A 21,990-nucleotide genomic window follows, 5' to 3' on the forward strand; every position below is an offset into this window, starting at 1 on the left:
GTCTCGTTCGCCTTTCAGTTCTCGTCGTCGCCGAAGGCGACGCGTTCCAGTTCGAGCAGGACCCGCTCCTCGATGAGCTCGGCGAGGGCGGTCACGGTGCCGCTGGCCAGCACGTCCCGCGGCGTCAGGTCGACGTCGAAGGCCGTGCGGACCATGGACGTGATGTGCAGGCTGCGCACGGAATCGCCGCCCAGGTCGTAGAAGTTGTCGGTGACGCCGACCCGGTCCAGGCTCAGCGCCTCGGCCCAGATGCCGGCGAGCACCTCCTCGGTCTCGGTCTGCGGCGCCGCGAACCCGGTGGTCACCGGCTCCGGAGTCGGGGCCGGCAGCGCCCGCCGGTCGAGCTTTCCGTTGGGTGTGAGGGGAAGCTCGGCCACCGGCACGAACACCGAAGGCACCATGTGCGCGGGGAGTCGGCCGGAGAGGTGCTCCCGGAGGCCACCCGTCTCCCCCACGATGTACCCCACCAGCCGCTGTTCAACCGCGATCACCGCCGCTGCCTTGACATCCGGGTGCGCGGTGAGCACGGCCTCGATCTCCCCGGGCTCCACCCGGAAGCCGCGGATCTTGACCTGGTTGTCGGCCCGGCCCAGGAACTCCAGCTCGTTGTCGGCGTTCCACCGGACCAGGTCGCCGGTGCGGTACATCCGAACGCCCGGCTCGAACGGGTTGGCCACGAACCGGGAGGCGGTCAGGCCGGGCCGGTCGAGGTAGCCACGGGCCAAACCGATGCCGGCCACGTACAACTCCCCCGGCACGCCAACGGGAACCGGCCGCAGGCCGTCGTCGAGCACGTACGTCCTGGTGTTGTGGATCGGCCGGCCGATCGGCGGCGTGCCGCCGGGTTCGAGCGGCTCGCTCCAGGTCGCGACCACCGTGGACTCGGTCGGCCCGTACGCGTTGATCAGCCGCCGGCCCGGGGCCCACCGGGCCACGAGGTCGGGTGTGCAGGCGTCGCCGCCGAGGATCAACGTGCGCAGGGACGGGAGTTGGACGTCCGGCACCGTCGCCATCGCCACCGGCGGGACCAGCGCGTGCGTGATCTCCCGGCCGCTGAAGACCGCGGCGAGGTGTTCGCCGAGCAGCGGTCCCGGCGGCGGGACGACCAGCGCCGCACCGGCCGGCAATGACATGCAGAGTTCCAGCACCGAGGCGTCGAAGCTGGGCGAGGCGAACTGGAGGACCCGGTCGCCCGGCCGCACGTCGAAGTGTTCGATCTCGGCGGCGGAGAAGCTGGCCAGGCCGGCGTGGGTGACGACGACACCCTTGGGCCGGCCGGTGGATCCGGACGTGTAGATCACATACGCCGGGCTGGTCGGCGACACCGCCTTGACGACTGGTTCGTCCGAAAGGGACCGTTCGGACCCGTCCATCACCAGACCGCCGGCACTATCGCTGCCGGGCATGGTGATCACCAGCACCGGCTTGGCGTCGTCGAGCATGAACTCGATGCGCTCGGCCGGGTACGCCGGGTCGATCGGCAGGTACGCGGCCCCGGCCTTGAGCACGGCCAGCTGGGCCACGATGATCTCCAGCGACCGGGGCATGGCCAGCGCGACGATCTTCTCCGGCCCGGCCCCGGCGGTGATCAGCCGGCGGGCCAGTTGGTTGGCCCGACGATCGAGCTCCGCGAAGGTGAGCGTGGTGTCGGCCAGCACCGCGACGGCGTCCGGCGTGCGGGCCGCCTGAGCCTCGACCAGCTCGGACAACGTGGCCGGCGCCACCACCCGGCCGGTCGCGTTCACACCGGTCAGCAGGTGGTTCCGCTCGGCCGCGGTGAGCACGTCGATGTCGCCGAGGATCGGGTTGTCGCACATGGCTTCCACGACCTGGACGAGGTGCCCGACCATGCGCCGCACCGTGTTCTCGTCGAACAGCTCCGGGTCGTAGCCGATGCCCAGGGTCAGGGTCTCCCCCGGCACGCCCACGACAGTCAACGCGTAGTTGGTCGCCTCCATGGCATCCAGGTCGCGGATGCCCGGTTGGTCGCTGACCGGGTAGTTCTCGAACACCACGGCGCTGTCGAACAGCGTCGGCACGCCGGCCAGGGATTGCAGCCGGGACAGCGGAACGTGCTCGAACCGCCGCGATTCCGCCTGCGCCCGCTGCAACTCCAGCAGCCAGTCCACAGTAGACATTCGCGCGTCGACGGCCGCCCGCACCGGCAGGGTGTTGATGAAGATCCCGGTGATGTCGTCGGCCCCGGGCAGGTCGGCCGGCCGACCGGACACGGTCGTCCCGAAGCAGACGTCACCCTGCCCGCTGTAGCGGGACAGCAGCAACGCCCACGCGCCCTGCACGACCGCGTTCACGGTCAGCCGGCGTCGGCGAGCGAACTCGTGCACCCGGCTGGCCGCCCGCGCATCCAGCCACTCCGACACCCACTGGGTGGATGCCGTGTCGTGGCTGGTGGTCGGCGTCCGGTCGTACGGCAGCGGTGTCGATCCCTCGATGCCGGCGAGCAGTTCCCGCCAGTACTCGTCGGCGGCGGCCAGGTCCTGCCGCCGCATCCACGCCACATAGTCGGCGAACGGCCGGCGCACCGGCAACTCCCCGCCACCCGTGGCGGCGAACACGTCGGACAGCACCTGGAACACGGACCAGCCATCGAGCAGCACGTGGTGGAAGGACCAGACCAGCTGGACCTCGGTCGGCGACAGCCGGGCCATGGTGATCCGCAGCAGCGGACCGGTGGCGAGGTCGAAGCCGGCACGCCGGTCGTCGTCGAGCAGGTCGGCCAACATCGCCTCGCGGTCCAGGCCCTGCCAGTCGTAGGTGAGGATCGGCACCTTGACGTGCCGGTCCACAACCTGAAGCGGCTCCGGCACCCCGTCCCACACCATTCGGCTGCGCAGCACCGGCGTGCGGTCCACAACCCGTTGCCAGGCCTCGGCCAGCCGGATCGGGTCCGGCGAATCCGTGAGCACGAAGGCTACCTGCTCGAAGTAGAGCCCACGGTCCTGTTGGGACAGTCCGTGGAACACCATGCCGGCCTGCATCGGCGTCAGCGGGTAGATGTCCTCGACGTCCCGCCCGTTGCCGGCGATCCGGTCGATCTGGTGCTGAGCCAGGCCGGCGAGTGGGAAGTCGGACGGCGTGCAGCCGCCCGACGCCGGCTCGGCGCAGTGCCGGATGATCTCGTGCAGCGCGGCGACGAGGTTGCCGGCGAGCCGCCTGACCGTGGATTCCCGGTGCAACTGTGTCGAGTACTGCCAGGTCAGTTCGAGCTTGCCGCCCTGCACGACGCCGACGACGTCGAGCTGGTGCGGCCGCCGCTCGTCCGGGCCGATGGCCGAGTCGAGCGTGCCGGCGTCGCTGAACTGGCCGAGATAGTTGAAGCTGATCCGCGGCTCGGCGGTGGCGTGGATCAACCCGGCGACGCCTTTGTTCGGCACCGCACGGAGTTGCTCCTTGACCGACTTCAGGGTCTCGGCCCAGTCCTTGCCCACGGTCAGCTCGACCGGGTGCATCGAGGTGAACCAGCCGACCGTGCGAGACAGGTCGACGTCGTCGAACAGGTGCTCACGGCCGTGGCCTTCGAGGTCGACCAGCACCCGGTCGCGCCCGGTCCAGTCGGCGAGGACCCGGCCGAGGGCGGCCAGCAGCACGTCGTCGACCCGCGTCCGGTAGACGCCCGGCACGTCCTGGAGCAACGCCCTGGTCTGGATGGCGTCCAGGCCGGCGGTCACGGTGGTCGTGGTGGCGAAGGTGTTGGGGCCGTTGCCGTCCGTGGGCAGCGCCGGGTCGGCGGTCATGCCCGTCCAGTACGCGATCTCCGCGCCGAAGTCGTGCTTGTCGAGCCGCTGCGACCACTCCCGGAAGGAGGTTGTCTTGGGGGCCAGGGCCTTCCGGTGGTAGGCCGCCTCCACGTCCTCGACCAGCACTCGCCAGGAGACGCCGTCGATCACCAGGTGGTGGGCGGTCAGCACCAGCACGTTCGGCTCGACCAACCGGGCGGTGATCACCGGGCCGTCGGCGAGGTTGATCTCCGCGTCGAGGATGTCCGCCGGCTCGTCGGGTGCGTTGTGTTGCCACCACTGGCCATCGATCCGGTGGAACCGCATCCGCAGCGCGTCGTGATGTGAGACCACAATGGACAGTGCGGCCCGCAGCACCGCGATGTCGAAGTCCTGCGGCCACTCGATGCGCATGGACTGGGTGAACGACTCCGGCGCGACCGGGTTGCCGTCGAGGTACCAGCGCTGGATCGGGGTCAGCGGGACTTCACCGCTCACCGGCCCCTGCTCGGCGACGATCTGCACGGCGGTCGTGGCGTTGGCCGCCAGCGCCGCGATCGTCGGGTGCGCGAACAGATCCCGCGGCGTGAGGTTGAGGCCGGCGGCGCGGGCCCGGGACACGACCTGGATGCTGAGGATGGAGTCGCCACCGAGCTCGAAGAAGTTGTCCTCCACGCCCGGCCGCTCGGCGCCGAGGATCTCGGCCCAGATGTCGGCCAGGATGCGCTCGTTGTCCGTGCGCGGCGGCCGATATCCAGTGCTGGTCGCCAGTTCGGGCGCCGGCAGCGCCGCGCGGTCGACCTTTCCGTTGCGGCTGAGCGGAAGCTCCGCCAGCGGCACGATCACCGCCGGCACCATGTAGTCCGGCAGCCGCTCGGCCAGGAACTCCTTCAGATCTGAGGCCTCACCGACCACATAGCCGACGAGCCGTTTGCGCCCCTCGTCGACACGGACGGCCACCACTGCCTGCTCGACAGACGGATGCGCGGCCAGCGCCGCCTCGATCTCCCCCAGCTCGATCCGGAAACCCCGGACCTTCACCTGGTCATCGGCCCGCCCCACGAACTCCACCACGCCGTCACGCCACCGCACCAGGTCACCGGTCCGGTACAGCCGATCCCCAGTGCCGAACGGGTTCGCGACGAACCGCGAGGCCGTCAGCCCAGGGCGGCCGATGTAGCCGCGGGCCACGCCGGCTCCGCCGATGAACAGCTCGCCCACGGTTCCCGGCGGCACCAGCCGCTGGTCACCGTCCAGGACGTACAGGCGCATGTTGTCCAGCGGCGACCCGATCGGCACCGAGTCCGGCACCGTTCCCCGCATCTTGTGCCGGGAGGCGAAGGTGGTGGTCTCCGTCGGCCCATAACCGTCCACAACGGACACACCAACGGCAACCACTCGGCGCACGGCGTCGGCCGGCACCACGTCACCACCGGTCCACACCTCGGCAAGACCCTTGAAGCAGCGGGGGTCCTCCTGGGCCAACAACCGGAACAGGCCGGCGGTCAGCCACATCCCGGTCACGCCCTGCGCGACCGCCCAGCGGATCACCGAGGCGTCGACGTCACCCGGCGGCGCGACGATCACCCGGCCACCGTTGAGCAGCGGCACCCACATCTCATAGGTGACGGCGTCGAAAGCCTGCGGCGAATGGAGCAACGTCGTGCCGTGGCCGGCAGCGAAGGACCGATCCCGGGCCAGCTCGACGATGTCGGCGTGCGTCACCGCCACACCCTTGGGCAGGCCGGTCGAGCCGGACGTGAACATCACGTAGGCCAGATTGGCCCGGCTGACCCGGATTCCCGGGTCGGTGGCGGGATCGTCCGACTCGGCGTCCTCCAGGACGATCCGCACGCCGGCCTGATCCAGCACGGCCTGCTGCCGCTGGGCCGGGGCCCGCAGATCGAGCGGCACGTACGCGGCCCCGGCCTTGAGCACGGCCAGTTCGGCGATCACCAGGTCGACCGACCGCTCCATGCGCAGCCCGACCCGGTCCTCGACGCGCACGCCAAGCTTGATCAGCCGGTTGGCCAGGCGGTTGGCCCGGGCGTCGAGTTCGGCATACGTGAGGTCGTCGACCGCCAGGGCATCGCGATCCTGCCGGGCGAAAGCAGTCAGGACGGTGTCGAAGCTGGGGGCGGTCGCGGTGGCGTTCCACTCGCGCAGCACCAGCTGGCGGTCGGCCTCGGTCAGCAGATCCACGCTGCGGACCGGCTGTCCGGGGTCACGCGTGAGGGCCGTGAGCACGAGGTCGAGCTGGTCGGCCAAACCCCGAATGGTCGACTCGTCGAACAACGTCGGGTCGTAGTCGAAGCTGACGGCGAGGGTGTCGCCTGGTTGCACGACGACGCTGAGCGGATAGTTGGTCGGCTGGACCTCGCCCATGCCGCGCATGCCGATGCCGTGCGCGGCGATGGCTTCCTCGTCGAACGGGTAGTTCTCGAACACCAGCAGGCTGTCGAACAGGGTCGCGCCGACCCAGCCCTGCAACTGGGCCAACGACACGAAGTCGTGCTGCCGGGCCTCGGACAGCTCGCGCTGCACGTCCCGCAGCCAGTCGGCGACGGAAAGCCCGGCGGCCAGCCGAATCCGGCTCGGCAAGGTGTTGATCACCATGCCCACCATGGATTCCACGCCGGGCAGATCGGCCGGCCGACCCGACACCGTGGTGCCGAACACCACGTCATCGCTGCCGCTGCGGCGACCCAACAACAGGCCCCACCCGGCCTGGACAACGGTGTTCACGGTCAGGCCGAGGCGATGCGCCAGTTCCCGCACCGGTTCGGCCGGGTAGTCGACACGGACGGTCGCGCACGACTGCGCCCGGTGCGATTCCACCGGCTGCCGGTCGAACGGGAGCGTCGTCGGACCTTCGACGCCGTCCAACGCGGTGCGCCAGAACGATTCCGCCTGAGCAACGTCCTGAGTGGACAGCCAGCGCAGGTACTCGGCGAATGGCGTCCGTCGCTGCGCAGCGCCGACAGCCTTGTAGTCCTCGCACACTTCCTGCACGAGCTGCGCGCAGCTCCAGCCGTCGAGCAGCACGTGGTGGAACGTCCAGACCAGCAGCACGTCGTCGGCCGCGAGCTTGGCCAGCGTCACCCGCATCAGCGGCGCGGCGGCGAGATCGAGCCCGCCGGCCCGGTCGTTGTCCAGCAGTTCTCGCAGCTTGTCATCGAGATCGTCGGCGGTCCAGTCGAGGATGGTGACCGGCAGCGTCACCTCGCGCTGGACGACCTGCACCGGCTCGGCCAGGCCGTCCCACACGATCCGGCTGCGCAACACCGGCGTCCGGTCCACGACCCGTTGCCAGGCCTTGGCGAACGCGACCACGTCTTCGATGCCGGTCAGGCGCAGCTGGACCTGGTTGAAGTAGGCGCCGGAGGAGCCGTCGACCAGGCTGTGGAAAACCATGCCGGCCTGGAGCGGGGTCAGCGGGTAGATGTCCTCGACGGTCCGGCCGTCGCCGACCAGTCCGTCCACATCGGACTGGCTGAGCCGGGCCAGCGGGAAGTCCGACGGGGTCCGGCCCCCGACGCCCGGCCGGGCGCAGTGCCGGACGATGTCCTTGAGTGCGTTGACCATTCCGTCGGCGAGGCCGCGCACGGTCGCCTCGGCGTGGACCTGGTCCGAGTAGTGCCAGGTCAGCTCGAGGCGGTCGTGCTGGACCAGCGCGATCACGTCCAGCAGGTGCGGCCGGCGTTGACCCGGGTCGGCGGAGCCTCCGATCGAGCCGTCTCCGCTGAACTGCCCCAGGTAGTTGAAACTGATCTCCGGATCGACGGCCGGCGCGGCGCCGGTGAGGTGCCGCAGCGCCCCGTAGCCGATTCCGCGACGCGGCACCGAGCGCAGGTTTTCCTTGACAGCCTTGAGGGTTTTGTCCCAGTCGGCCCCGGTGACCAGTTCGACCGGGAAGATCGAGGTGAACCAGCCGACCGTGCGGGACAGGTCGACATCCTCGAACAGCTGCTCGCGGCCGTGGCCCTCAAGATCGACCAGCACTCGGTCACGCCCGGTCCAGCCGCCCAGGATGTGGCCGAGGGCGCTCAGCAGCACGTCGTTGACCTGCGTGCGGTAGACGCCCGGCACGTCCTGGAGCAGCGCCCGGGTGTGCTCGGCGTCGAGGCCGACGGTGATCGTCCGGACCGAGCCCCGCGTGTTCACCCCATCGGCGTCGACCGGCAGCGAATCACCGCTGCTCAGGGACTTCCAGTGCGGCAGCTCGTCGTCGAAGCCACCGGTCGCCGCGAACTCGGCCAGCCTTCGGGACCACTCCTGGAAGGACGTCGTCTTGGCCGGCAGCGGCTCGCCGCGCAGCGCGGACCGCAGGTCCTCGGCCAGGATCCGCCACGACACGGTGTCGACGACCAGGTGATGGGCCTCGATCAGCAGCTTTCCGTCGACCATCGAGGCCCGGAACAGCGGCCCCTTGGCCAGATCGAACGGCCGGCCGTCAAGGATCCGCGTGGTCTGGACCGGACCAGTCGTCTGCTGCGCGCCGAAAGTCGTGCGCAGCGCGTCGTGGTGCGCCACCAGCACGTTCAGGGCGCGGTCGATCGCCTCGGCGTCGCCGGGCACGTCGAGCAGCATGGTCTGGGTGAAGTGCTCGGCGTTCACAGGTTCGGCGTCGAGGAACCACCGCTGCACGGGCGTGAGCGGGGCGTCGCCGGTCACCGCGTCCTGGCTCGCCGTGACGGTGACCGCGGTGCCGGCCGCCGCCGCGAGCGCGGCGATGGTCGGACGGGTGAACAGGTCCCCCGGCATCAGGCTCAGGCCGGCTTGCCGGGCCCTGGAAACGACCTGGATGCTGACGATCGAATCGCCGCCCAGCTCGAAGAAGTTGTCCTCCACGCCGACCCGGTCCAGCCGCAGCACCTCGGCCCAGATCGCGGCCAACGTCCGCTCGGCGTCGGTGCGGGGTTCGACGTGACCACGGGTGATGATCTCCGGGGCCGGCAGCGCCTTGCGGTCTACCTTCCCGGTGTTGTTGAGCGGCAACTCGTCCAACCGGACGATCACCGCCGGCACCATGTAGTCCGGCAGCCGCTCCGCCAGGTGCTCCCGCAATCCCTCGGCCGAGCCGACCACATAGCCGACGAGCCGCTTGCGGCCGTCATCGCTGCGCACAGCCACAACCGCCTGCTCGACGGCCGGGTGCGCGCCCAGCGCGGCCTCGATCTCCCCCAGCTCGATCCGGAAACCCCGGACCTTCACCTGGTCGTCGGCCCGCCCCACGAACTCCAGCACGCCCTCACGCCACCGCACCAGGTCACCGGTCCGGTACAGCCGTTCCCCAGTGCCAAAGGGGTCTGCCACGAACCGGGACGCCGTCAGCCCCGGCTGGCCGTGGTAGCCGCGGGCCACGCCGACGCCGCCGATGAACAGCTCGCCGACCACACCCGGCGGCACCAGCCGCAGATCGGCGTCCAGCACGTGCAGGCGCATGTTGTCCAGCGGCGACCCGATCGGCACCGAGTCCGGCACCGGCCCGGACATCCTGTGCCAGGAGGCGAAGGTCGTGGTCTCCGTCGGCCCATAACCATCCACAACGGACACACCAGTGGCCACCACTCGGCGCACGGCGTCGGCCGGCACCACATCGCCGCCGGTCCACACCTCGGTAAGGCCCTTGAAGCAGTTAGGGTCTTGCGCGGCGAACAGCCGGAACAGCCCGGCCGTGAGCCACATTCCGGTCACGCCCTGGGCAATCGCCCAGCGGATCACCGAAGCGTCGACGTCACCCGGCGGCGCGACGATCACCCGGCCACCGTTGAGCAGCGGCACCCAGACCTCATACGTGGTGGCGTCGAAGGCCTGCGGAGAGTGCAGCAGCACGGCGTGGTGGCCCTGGCGGAACGACCGGTCGGCCGCCAGGCCGACGATGTCCGCGTGGGTGACGGCGACCCCCTTGGGCACGCCGGTGGAACCCGAAGTGAACATCACGTAGGCGAGATTCGCCGGGTGCACCTGAACTTCGGGGTGCGTGTCGTTGTCACCGTCGTCGGTCGTCGCTGTCGGTCCACTGTGGACCGTATCGGCCACCGAACGCCACTTCTCGTCGGTGATCACGACCGAGGCGTCGGCGGCCAGCAGGCGGAGGCGATCCTGCGGGGCGCGGGCGTCCAACGGCAGGTACGCACCGCCGGCCTTGAGCACCGCCAGCTCGGCCACCACCAGCTCCGGCGACCGCTCCAGCAGCAACGCCACCGGCCGGTCCCGTTCGACGCCGAGCTCGATCAGCCGGTGGGCCAACCGGTTCGACCGCCGGTCCAGCTCCGCGTAGGTCAGGTCGTCGACGGCGAGGGCATCCGCACGGCGTCGCACCTGGGCCGCGAACAGATCGACCACACTCAGGTCCGGCAGCGGGTGCGCGGTGTTGTTGTACCGGTGAAGCAGCAGATCCCGGTCGTCGTCGGTGAGCATCGGCAGTGCTGACAGCGGGCGGACCGACAGCGAACGGTCGGCGGCGATCTCCTCGATCAGCCGGCGCAGCCGGTCGGCCAGGCCGGCGATCGTCGCCTGGTCGAACAGGTTCGGGTCGTAGCCGAAGGCCAGCGTCAGCCGCTCCCCCGGGTAGGCAACCACGGCCAGCGGGTAGTTCGTGGTCTCGACGCCGCGCAGCTCCCGCAGGCCGAGATCAGCCGCCACCGGATAGTTCTCGAACACCAGGATGCTGTCGAACAGCGTGCCGGTCGGCGGTGCGTAGTCGAATCGGCGGGCTTGGGCCTGCTCGTCCTGAATCCGCCGCAACCACGGCACCAACGGCTGGCTTTCGTCGACGTCCACAACGGACGGCAGCGTGGCGATAAAGATGCCGGTGATCTCATCGGCACCGGGCAGATCCGCCGGGCGGCCGGAAACCGTGCTGCCGAAGCACACCTGCCGCTGCCCGCAGTGCCGGGCCAGCAGCAGTGCCCAGGCGCCTTGCACGACCGTATTGACGGTCAGGCCGTTGCGCTGGGCCATTTCCCGCACGGCGTCGGCCGGGAAGTCGATGCGCAGGCTGGCCGTCGACTCGGTGACTCCCGAGGGCTGGCGGTCGAACGGCAGCGGCGTACGGTCGCATGTGCGCCCGCGCCAGAACTCCTCAGCCGCCGCAGTGTCCTGTTCGGACAACCAGGACACGTAGTCCCGGAACGGCCGCCGCACCGGGATTTCCTCGCCGCGCACGGTCGCCATGACGTCCGAGAGCACCTGGAACAGGCTCCAGCCGTCCAGCAGCAGGTGGTGGAACGTCCACAGCACTCTTGTCGCCGAACCCCGCGCCACCAACGTGATCCGCATCAGCGGGGCGGTCGACAAGTCCAGACCGGCAGCCCGGTCCTCGGCCAACAGAGCGTCAAAGTCGCCTTCGTAGCGGCGGATCGGCAGTTCGGCGGTACGCCGCACCACCTGCACCGGCCGGTCGACGGCCTCCCACACGATGTCGCTGCGCAGCACTGGCGTTCGATCCACCACGGCCTGCCACGCCTTGGCCAGCTCGTCCGGTCCGGCCTCGACGGTGAAGCTGACCTGCTGGAAGTACGCACCCTGGCCGCGCTGCACCAGGCGGTGGAACACCATGCCGGCCTGCGTTGGCGTCAGCGGGTAGATGTCCTCGACGCCACGCCCATCGCCGACCAGTCGGTCCACGGTGGACTGATCGAGGCCGGCCAGCGGGAAGTCCGAGGGAGTCCGGCCGCCGGTGTCCGGCCGTCCACAGTGGTCGATGATCTCCAGCAACGCCTGCCGCATGTCAGCGGCCAGACCCTCGACGGTCGCCGGCGTGTGCCGTGATCCGTGGAACCAGGTGAATTCCAGGCGCCCGTTCTCAACCCGGCCGACCACGTCCAGCAGGTGCCGGCGCGGCGCGGCCGGATCCTCGGACAGCGCCATCTCGCTGGCCCCGTCGAACTGGCCGAGGTAGTTGAAGCTCACGGCCGGCTCGACCGCCGGCACGCTCCCGGTCAGATACCGCAGCGCACCGTAGGAGACGCCCTTGTGCGGCACCGACCGCAGTTGTTCCTTCACTGCCTTGAGATCCCGCGCCCAGTCGCCGTCGATCTCCAGCGAGACCGGGAAGATCGCGGTGAACCAGCCGACCGTGCGCGACACGTCCACGCCGTCGAACAGGTCCTCGCGGCCGTGGCCCTCCAGGTCGACAACCACGCGCCGGTTGCCGGTCCACCGCGCCAAGACTCGGCCCAACGCCGCCAGCAGAACGTCGTTGACCTGCGTCCGATACACGCCCGGCACGTCCTGGAGCAGCGCCCGCGTCTGTTCGGCATCGAGCCGCACGCTGACCGCCCGCGTGTCGGCCGCCGTGTCCGTGCCGTCCGTGTCGACCGGAACCGGCACGTCCTCGATCGCCCGCCAGTACTGCTCGTCGTCGAATACGTGGCTCTCGATCCGGCGCGCCCACTCCTGGAACGATGTGGTGCGCGGCGGCAGTTCGCCGCCCTCGTAGCCGGTTTTCAGGTCGTCGAGCAGGATTCGCCACGACACACCGTCGACCACCAGGTGATGCACATACAGCGTCACCTGGTTCGTGCCGGTGATCGCGGCCCGGAGGAGCGGGCCCTTGGTCAGGTCGAACACCGGATTCGGCTTGCCCAGCACGGTTCCCGTTGCCGCGGCGGGAATCTCCTGCCGGTCGGTGAACCGGGCGCGGAGCATGTCGTGGTGGCCCACCAGCTTTCCGAGCGCGGCGGCGAGCCGGTCGGTGTCGATCGGCTCGTCGAACGTGGCCACCACGCTCTGGGTGAAGTGCCCGGGCCGGGCCGGATTAGTGTCGAGGAACCACCGCTGGACAGGGGTCAGCGGCACCTCTCCGACGGCCGGGCCGCGTTCGATCCGCTCCCCCGCCACCACGGTCGTCGCCAGCGCGGCGATGGTCTGGTTGAGGAAGATGTCCCGGGACGTGACCGTCATCCCGGCCTGTGCCGCCTTGGCCACGACCCGGATGCTGAGGATCGAATCGCCGCCCAGCTCGAAGAAGTTGTCCAGCACGCCGATCCGGGCCAGACCCAGCACGTCGGCCCAGATCTCGGCCAGCGCCCGCTCGATGTCGGTGCGCGGCGCGATGTAGTCGACGCCGTGCGACTCCCAGACCGGTTCCGGCAGCGCCGCCCGGTCGAGCTTTCCGTTGGGGTTCAGCGGGAACCGGTCGAGCCAGACGAAGCCGGCCGGCACCATGTACTCCGGCAGCGACTTCGACAGGTGCGTCCGCAGGTCCGCCTTGCCGTCGCCGACCACGTAGCCGACCAGCCGCCTGTGGCCTTCGTCCTCGCGGACGACCACCACCGCGTCGGTGACGGAGTCGTTGGCCAGCAACGCGTTCTCGATCTCACCGAGTTCGATCCGGAAGCCGCGGATCTTGACCTGGTGGTCGACCCGGCCCAGGTACTCCAGCTCACCGTCGGCGGTCCAGCGCACCAGGTCGCCGGTGAGGTACATGCGGCTGCCGGCCGGCCCGAACGGGTCGGCGACGAACCGGTCCGCGGTCAGGCCGCCGCGGTTGAGGTAGCCGCGGGCCAAACCGGTGCCGCCCAGGCAGAGTTGGCCGGTCACGCCCGGGGGCGCCGGACGCAACGCCGAGTCCAGCACGTACGCCTTGGTGTTGGCGATGGGCCGGCCGATCGGCGGATTCCGGTCGGAGTTGTCGTCGTACCACGCCGTGGCGTAGACGGTGGCCTCGGTCGGGCCATAGATGTTGGCGATCTGCGCGCTGGGCAGGGCCTGCCGGACGTCACGCACGGCCTTGGCCGTCAAGGCTTCCCCGGCCAGCACCACGTGCTCCGGCGCCACCGACACGGCCCCCTGGGCCAGCAGCTGCGCGAAGGCCGACGGCACCCCGCCGACCAGGCTCGCCGGCCAGTCGGCGCCCGGGCGTTCACCCAGCGCCAGCACGTCCCGGACCACCTCGATGCGGCCGCCGACCATCAGCGGGCAGAGGATCTCGAACACCGAGACGTCGAAGTTGAGCGAGGTGGAGGCGACCACAGTGGACAGTCCGGTCGCACCGAAGTCCTTGGCCGCCCACGCCATCAGCTCCACGGCGCTGCCGTGCGTGACGACCACGCCCTTTGGTCGACCGGTCGAGCCGGACGTGTAGATAACGTAGGCCGGATGCGCCGGGATCAGGCCGGTGTCGCCGATGTCGTCGGCCTGCTCCGGCACGTCGCCGATCTCGGTCAGCACCACGACCGGCTGCGCGTCGGCGATCATCAGCTCACGGCGCTCGGCCGGGTAGTTCGGGTCCACCGGCAGGTAGGCCGCGCCGGACTTGAGCACGCCCAGCACCGCGACGATCATCTGCTCGGACCGGGGCATGGAGATCGCCACCAGCCGCTCGGGGCCGGCCCCCTGGGCGATCAGCCTGCGGGCCAGGCGGTTCGCGCGTTCGCTGAGCTCGCGGTAGGTCAGCTCGCGGCCATCGCACACCACCGCGACCGCATCCGGCGTGGCCTCCGCCTGGCGCTCGAACAACGCCGGCAGAGTCGTCGCCGGCGCGTTGATCACCGGCCCCTGCCACTCCGTAAGCACATGCCTGCGCTCGACGTCGGTCAGCAGCGGCAGCTCGCCGACCGTGCGGTCCGGGTCGGCCGCGATGCCGTCCAGCAGCACCCGGAGATGGCCGGCGATACGGTCGATCGTGCCGGCGTCGAACAGATCGGTGTTGTGCTCCAGGGCCACGACCAGGCCGCCGTGCCGCGGCACGAACTCGAAGACCAGGTCGAACCGGGCCCGCGGCCGCGGCAGATCGTACTCGTCGACGCGCAGGTTCCCGGTGCTGCCGCTCGGAACCATCTCGTTCTGGAGGATGATCAGGGCCTGGGCCAACGGGCTCCGGCTCGGATCGCGCGCCGGCTGGAGGTCGGCCACCACCTGGTCGAACGGCAGGTCGGCGTAGGCGAACGCCTCCAGCACCGTTTCCCGGGCGTCGGCCAGGAAGTCCGGGAAGCGCTGCGTCGGCTCGACCCAGGAGCGCAGCACCAGCGTGTTCACGAAGAACCCGATGACCCGCTCCAGCTCGGCATGATCACGGCCGGAGACGACGGTGCCCAGGGCCACGTCCTGCTGATTGCTGTGCCGGGCCAGCAGAAGCTGCACCGCCGCCGTCAGCGTCATGAACAGCGTGGCGCCGTGGTCCTGGCCGAGGGCGGACAGCCGGCGGACCAGATCCGCCGGCAGGTCGTAGCGACGGATCGCGCCATTGGTCGTGCGGACCTGCGGCCGGGGACGGTCGGTCGGCAGCTCCAGCGGGGCCAGGCCGGCCAGCTTGCGCCGCCAGTAGGCCAGTTGCCGCTCCCGCAGCCGCTCGGTCAGCCGTTCGCGTTGCCACAGCGCGAAATCCGCGTACTCGACGCCCACCGCCGGCAGCCGGCCACCGGAGTGGAGGGTGATCAGCTCGTCCACCAGCAGGCCGACCGACCAGCCATCGGTGACGATGTGGTGTTGGCACAACAACAACACGTGATCGTCGCTGGCCAGCTCGACCAGGCCGACCCGGGTCAGCGGACCTCGGCGCAGGTCGAACGGCCGGTCCAGCTCCGCCTCGATGTCGTCCACCCGGTGCAGCGGAAGGAATCCGCTCTCGGCGATCACCTGCACGACCTCGCCGTCGACGGTGTCGAACGTCGTGCGCAGCGACTCGTGCCGCCGGGCCAGCGTGTTCAGGGCATCCTGGAGGGCCTTCTCGTCGAGCGGGCCGCGCAGCCGGAGGCCGATGGCGGAGTTGTACTCGGTGTCGCCGGCCGTCAGGTCGTTCATCAGCCAGAGTCGCCGCTGCGCCGGGGAAATCGGGACCGGCCCGGTCCTCGGCCGGCGGCGGATGCGGTCCCCGGCCGCGCAGGCCTGCGGCGGCAGCAGCTCGGCGATGCCGGCGACCGTGCGGGCGTCGAACACGATCCGCGGCGACAGGTCGACGTCGAAGCTGGTGCGGACGCGGGCCAGCAGCTTGGCCCCGAGGATCGAGTCGCCACCCAACTCGAAGAAGTCGTCCTGCACGCCGACGTCCGCGACCCCGAGCAGGTCTCCCCACAGCTCGGCCAGCACCCGCTCGGCCTCGGTGCGCGGGGCCGCGTACGGCGTGCGGCGCGCGGTCGACCAGTCCGGCTCGGGCAGCGCCTTGCGGTCCAGCTTCCCGTTGGGTCCCAACGGGAACTCGTCGAGCTCTATGATCGCCGCCGGCACCATGTAGTCCGGCAGCGTGCGGGCCAGGAACTCCCGGAGGTCGGCGTCGGTGCGGCTCAGGACGTAGCCGACGAGGCGCTTCACACCGGGCTTGTCCTCACGGGCGACCACCACCGCGTCACGGACGTGCGGGTGCGCGCGCAGCGCCGTCTCGATCTCGCCGAGCTCCACCCGGAAGCCGCGGATCTTGACCTGGTGGTCGACGCGGCCGACGAACTCCAGCACGCCGGCGGCGGTCCAGCGGACCAGGTCGCCGGTGCGGTACATGCGGGCCCCCGGCGTGAAGGGGCTGGCCAGGAACCGTGACGCGGTCAGGCCCGGGCGCCGCAGGTAGCCGCGGGCCAGGCCGATGCCCTCGACGTGGAGCTCACCGGTGACGCCGACGCCGACCGGGCGCAACTGCTCGTCGAGGACGTGGGCCCTGGTGTTCCAGATCGGCCGGCCGATGGGCGGGATGCCGCCCGGCGTCAGCGGATCGCTCCACGTCGCGACCACCGTCGACTCGGTCGGGCCGTACGAGTTGATCATGCGGCGGCCCGGGGCCCACCGGCGGACCAGGTCGGCCGGGCAGGCGTCGCCGCCGACGATCAAGGTGCGGAAGTCGGCCAGCTTGGTGTCCGGCGCCGTGGCCAGCGCCACCGGCGGGATCAGCGCGTGCGTCACGCGGCCCGAGGCGAGGACCTCGGCCAGTCGATCGCCGAGCAGCGGGCCCGGCGGCGGCACCACCAGCGCCGCGCCCGCCGGCAGCGACATGCACAGTTCCAGGATGGAGGCGTCGAAGCTCGGCGAGGAGAACTGGAGCACGCGGTCGCCGGGTCGGACCTCGTAGCGGTCCATCTCGGCCGCGGCGAAGCTGGCCAGGCCGGCGTGCGTCACCACAACACCCTTGGGCCGGCCGGTGGACCCCGACGTGAAGATCACGTACGCCGCGTTATCGGTGCACTGTGGACGATCTAACGCGCGGGCCGGCTGGTCGTCGAGCAGGCCCTGGGTGTCCATGGTGATCATCGACACCGCCGGCAGCCGGTCGGCCAGCGCCCGCCTGGTCACCACCAGCACCGGATCGGCGTCATCGAACATGAGCGATATTCGCTCTTTCGGATAGTCCGGGTCGACCGGCAGGAACGCCGCCCCGGTCTTGGCCACCGCCAGCTGCGCCGTCACCAGGTCCGCCGAGCGCGGCAGGGCCAGCGCGACGATCCGCTCCGGCCCCGCGCCCCGGCCGGCCAGCAGGTAGGCCAGCCGGTTCGCGCGCGTGTCCAGCTCGGCGAAGGTGACCGTGCCGTCCGCGCCCAGCAGGGCCGGCGCGTCCGGGGTGCGGACGGCCTGGCCCTCGACCAGCTGGGCCAGGGTGCGCGCGGGCACGGGCCGGTCTGTGGCGTTCCACTCCGGTGGGACGGACATCGATCAGGGCACCTTTCGGGCACGGGGCATCGCCAGAGCCGGTCACGGCACTGGTCACGTCCTGACGGGTGGGTAGGCGCGTTGTGCGTGCGCCTGCCCGCAGGGTGAGGTCAATTCGCGGACGTGCGCCGACGGCCTGCCCGGGTCCGTTCGCACACGTCATCGCAGTGGCGATTTCCCGTCGCCGACGTGCCGCGAAAAGGACAACCGGGTCCCGTCGTCACCGGACCGCGATCGATGAGCTCGACAGTCGGGGCCACCACAACCATCGAGATCCGTAGGCAACGGTGCCCAACGAATCCACCGAATTCTACCGCCGAACGGAGTATCCCCGGCAGTTCAGTTCGAGGGCCGTAACACGCACGTGGGAACCCCATCGGAATGACCGAACTTCACTCACCCGTGAGAGATTGCTCCATCAGAGTGGTTTAAAACGCGAAACGCGGACCCCCAGCAGAGTCCCGTCCGGCGCGGTTCCCAGTCCTGCCTCCAACGGGTTACACCCGCTCGAGTGTCTGTCACACGCCGCAACCCGTGCGGCCGGTCAGCTCAAGGTCCGGCAACTTGACATCGGGTTAACCCCGCATTTCCTACCCCTCGGTAGGAAGTATGCACGTGCAGCAAGTCACGCGACTCCGCCGTTACAGTGACCCACATCGCATTCCCGGGCCAATTTGTGACGGCTGCGCCACGCGCCAATCACGAACAACTCATTCCGATAACGGCCACCGTTACTTCACGCCGCAACCATTCGCTTCGGCGAACGGGTTCGGAGGGTCGCGGGCCCCGTTCAGATTCGCCAGATTCAAGCGATCGAGTGAACGGCTCGGGTGTGAACGGTGATAAGGAGGCAAACACGCCGCCGGGCGCCCCGGAATCGATCGGACCGACCGAAGAACGCGGCGTGAACTGCGCCGATGGGCCGGCCGCCGACACGAGACGGCTGATCACCGGCGCCGTCGGGTCGGCGCACCCTCGGCCCGGACCTGAACCGCGGACGGGCGGCGGCCGTGTACCGGGCACTCAAGCGGGAAGGAGCCCACTGATGACCACTCCACTCTCCCACCGGGCGCTGGCGATGCTTCGGGCCGTGCGGGCCGGCCGGGCCGAGCTGACCGCCAGCCGCGAGCCCGACTTCCGGGTGGACGGCCTGGCCTGCTGCGACCAGGCGATGGCCCGAGACCTGGTGCACGCCGGCCTGGTCGCCGCGGCCGGCACGGGGACCAAGGGCACATGGCTGCCGGCAACGCTCACACCATCAGGTGAAACTGCGCTGGCATCGGCGAGTCCTCCGGCGCAGCGGGCGGCGTGAGGGACGTCTCGCCGGGGTCGGTCGGTGCTGGCGGGGATCCTCCAGCTGAGCCATGGTCGTGCGGCTCGCAGATCCTGGGCTCGCGGGCGCGGGGTGGGGTCAGTCGGCGTGGATGCCGGGGCGGTACTTGGGCAGGCGCAGGTGGATCTTCGTGCCGGCTCCCACGGCGGTCTCGACGACCAGGCCGTACTCGTCGCCGTAGACCTGGCGCAGGCGCTCGTCGATGTTGCCGAGGGCGATGCCGGTCTGGGCGTCGGGCTCGCCGGCCAGGGTGCGGCGCAGGCGCTCGGGGTCCATGCCGATGCCGTCGTCCTCGATGCTGATGTGGGCCTCCGCGCCGGCATCGGCGGCGTGGATGATGATGCGGCCGGGACCGACCTTGCCCTCCATGCCGTGGCGGACGGCGTTCTCCACGAGGGGCTGCATGCACAGGAACGGCACGGCCACGGCCAGGACCTCGGGGGCGATCTGCAGGGTCACCTGTAGCCGCTCGCCGAAGCGGGCCCGCTCCAGGGACAGGTACTGGTCGATGGACCTGAGCTCCTCGGCCAGCGTCGTGTACTCGCCGTGCCGCCGGAAGGAATACCGGGTGAACTCGGCGAAGTCGAGCAGCAGGGTCCGGGCCCGCTCGGGATCGGTCCGCACGTAGGACGCGATGGCGGTGAGGGAGTTGAAGATGAAGTGCGGCGAGATCTGCGCGCGCAGGGCCCGCACCTCGGCCTCGATGAGTCGCTGCTTGGACCGGTCGAGCTCGGCCAGCTCCAGCTGCCCGGCGGCCCAGCGGGCGACCTCGTTGGCGGCCCGCACCAACCCGGCCGAGGCCTCGACGGCGTAGGCCATGAGCACGCCGGCCACCCGACCGTCCACATGCAACGGAACCATCACGGCGTAGCGCAGCGGGCACTCGAGGTCGGCGCACTCGACCTTGGTGACGTGCGAACGTCCGTTGGCGAAGGCGGGGCCGACGATCTCCAGCGCCCGGGCCGAGTGCTGCTCGCCGACGCCGTCCCAGGCCAGGACCCGTTCCCCGTCGGTCAGAGCCAGCGCGGGAGCGTCCAGAAGGGCCCGAAGATGCGGGGCGGAACGACGGGCGGCCTCGGGCACCAGGCCGGCCCGCAGCGGCGGCGCGGCCGACCAGGCGGTGTGCAGGGTGGCATAGGTGGCCCGGTCGACGGCGTTGCCGGACTCACGGTAGAGACTCCGCAGCCGCCACAGCAGGGCCAGCACGGCCAGGGTCGTCACGGCCAGCAGCACCGCCAGCACCGCGGTCGTCACGGCGTCTCCTCGTCGGCGAGGCCCAGCGCCTCCGGGGCGTGCAGCCGCACCATGGTCCGGTTCACCGACGCCGGTATGCCCCGGGACGTCAGCAGCGACCCGACGATCATGACGGCGAAGCCCAGCGGCACGCTCCAGGCCGCCGGCCGGCTCAGCAGATCGTAGACCAGCCCGGCCCCCGGCGGGACCACCAAGGTCACCAGGCCGGCGACCAGCGCCAGCCCGCCGCCGGCCAGCATGCCGGCGACCGCGCCGAACGGGGTGAGCCGCCGCCACCAGATCCCCAGCAGCAGCAACGGGCAGAACGACGACGCGGCCACGGCGAAGGCCAGCCCCACCACGTCGGCCAGCGACATGCCCGACACCAACAGGGCCGCGCCGAACGGCACGATGGCGGCGAAGAACGCGGCGACCCGGAACCCGCGAAGTCCCCGCAACAGCAACACATCCTGTGACAGCACGCCGGCGACCGACAGCGTCAGGCCGGACGACGTCGACAGGAAGGCAGCGAAGGCGCCCCCGGCGACCAGGGCTCCCAGCAGCTCTCCCAGCGTGCCACCGACCAGTGTGGACGGTAGCACAAGCACCACCGCGTCGGTCTGCCCGGTCAGCAGCAGCTCCGGCGTGTAGAGCCGTCCCAGCGCCGCATAGGCCGGCGGGAACAGGTAGAACGCCCCGAGCAGGGCCAGCACCACGACGGTCGTCCGCCGGGCCTGGCGGCCGTTCGGGTTGGTGTAGAAGCGAACCACGACGTGCGGCAGGCCCATGGTGCCGAGGAAGGTCGCGATGATCAGCGAGTACGTGACGTAGAACGGATCGCCGTGGCCCTCCCCGCCCAGCGGCTGCGCCCACGCCGCGTTGGTGTCGGCGGGGATGCCTTTCACCTGCGGCACAACGGAATTGGCCGGGAAGTCCAGTGTCGCGCCGGCGCTGATCCGGTGCTGCCCGGGCCCCAGCGACACCTGGGTGCCGGCGTGCGGCCGCCCGTCCAGCACACCGTTGACAAAGACAGTCACCGGCGACCTGACCTCGACGTCCACTGTGGCCTGCACGGTCACGTTGGTGTCATTGGAGAACACCGCCGGCTTGCCGCCGTCCAGCGACGGCGTGCCGGCGTCCCGCCAGGCCAGCACCAGGAAGATCACCGGCACCGCCAGCGCGGTGAGCTTCAGCCAGTACTGCACGGCCTGCACGAAGGTGATGCTCCGCATGCCGCCGGCCATCACGTTCACCGCCACCACCGCGGACACCAACAAGGCCCCGAGCCAGCCCGGCGCGCCCGTCACCGTGGTCAAGGTCAGGCCCGCGCCTTGCAGCTGCGGCACCAGGTACAGCCAGCCGATGCCGACCGAGAGCACGCTGGCCATCCGCCGCACCCGCCGCGACTCCAGCCGCGCCTCGGCGAAGTCCGGGACCGTGTACGCCCCCGAACGCCGCAGCGGGGCGGCGACCAGCGCCAGCAGCACCAGATAGCCGACCGTGTAACCGATCGGGTACCACAGCATGTCCGGCCCGTAGGCGAAGATCAGGCCGGCGACCCCGAGGAACGAGGCCGCGGACAGGTACTCGCCGCCGATCGCCGAGGCGTTCCACCACGGCGACACGGTCCGCGACGCGACGTAGAAGTCCGAGGTGGTGCGGGAGATCCGCAGGCCGTAGCCGCCGATCAGCACCGCGGCCGCGAGCACCAGGGCCACGAAGACGGCGGAGTAGGTGCTGCTCACCGGTCAGGACTGCTCGACGAGGTCGGCGAACTCCCGCTCGGTGCGCTCCACCCGCCACACGTAGTAGCAGCCGACCAGCACCACCACCGGGTACACCGCGAACCCCAGCACCAGCCATGGCAGCGGCAACCCCAGCACCACCACCGTCTTGGTCAGCGGCAGCAGGCTGAACAGCACCGGCAGCGCGGCCAGCGGCCCGCACACCAGCAGCACCACCAGCACGCCGAGCCGCAGCTGGGTCCGCATCAGCGACCGCATGTAGAGGGCGCCCACCTCGGACTGCTCGTCGATCTCGCGCACGATCGGATACGACCGCGAGCGCCGGCCCGCCCTCGTCCACGGGCTCGTGACGACCACCCGGCGG

The 21,990-nt window shown here is 70.6% G+C and carries 5 protein-coding genes; 1 reads left to right on the plus strand and 4 read right to left on the minus strand.

Annotation, left to right across the window (positions count from 1 at the left end; genetic code table 11):
- Positions 1 to 14: 14 nt before the first annotated feature.
- Positions 15 to 17,315: a non-ribosomal peptide synthase/polyketide synthase gene (locus ACIG5F_RS01890; protein WP_396515471.1), complete on the minus strand. Its 17,301-nt coding sequence runs from the start codon at positions 17,313 to 17,315 to the stop codon at positions 15 to 17.
- 1,045 nt (positions 17,316 to 18,360) lie between these two features.
- On the opposite strand from ACIG5F_RS01890, the gene ACIG5F_RS01895 reads away from it, so the two are divergent.
- Positions 18,361 to 18,627, plus strand: coding sequence for a hypothetical protein (locus ACIG5F_RS01895; RefSeq protein WP_396515472.1), 267 nt, complete (start codon positions 18,361 to 18,363; stop codon positions 18,625 to 18,627).
- A 99-nt stretch (positions 18,628 to 18,726) separates the two neighbouring features.
- Here the strand turns inward: ACIG5F_RS01895 and ACIG5F_RS01900 are convergent, their stop codons facing one another.
- Genes ACIG5F_RS01900 through ACIG5F_RS01910 form a run of 3 tightly spaced genes read right to left on the minus strand, consistent with a single transcriptional unit; the run spans position 18,727 to position 21,926 of the window.
- Positions 18,727 to 19,902: a sensor histidine kinase gene (locus ACIG5F_RS01900; protein WP_396515473.1), complete on the minus strand. Its 1,176-nt coding sequence runs from the start codon at positions 19,900 to 19,902 to the stop codon at positions 18,727 to 18,729.
- Positions 19,899 to 21,626: a cation acetate symporter gene (locus tag ACIG5F_RS01905; protein WP_396515474.1), complete on the minus strand. Its 1,728-nt coding sequence runs from the start codon at positions 21,624 to 21,626 to the stop codon at positions 19,899 to 19,901. Before ACIG5F_RS01905 ends, ACIG5F_RS01900 begins: the two co-directional genes overlap by 4 nt.
- Before the next feature lie 3 nt (positions 21,627 to 21,629).
- Complete coding sequence (locus tag ACIG5F_RS01910; RefSeq protein ID WP_396515475.1) at positions 21,630 to 21,926, minus strand: hypothetical protein; 297 nt, start codon at positions 21,924 to 21,926, stop codon at positions 21,630 to 21,632.
- Positions 21,927 to 21,990 lie beyond the last annotated feature (64 nt).

Origin of the sequence: Kutzneria sp. NPDC052558, assembly GCF_044547355.1 — a bacterium.
In the GTDB taxonomy this organism is placed as follows: Bacteria; Actinomycetota; Actinomycetes; order Mycobacteriales; family Pseudonocardiaceae; genus Kutzneria.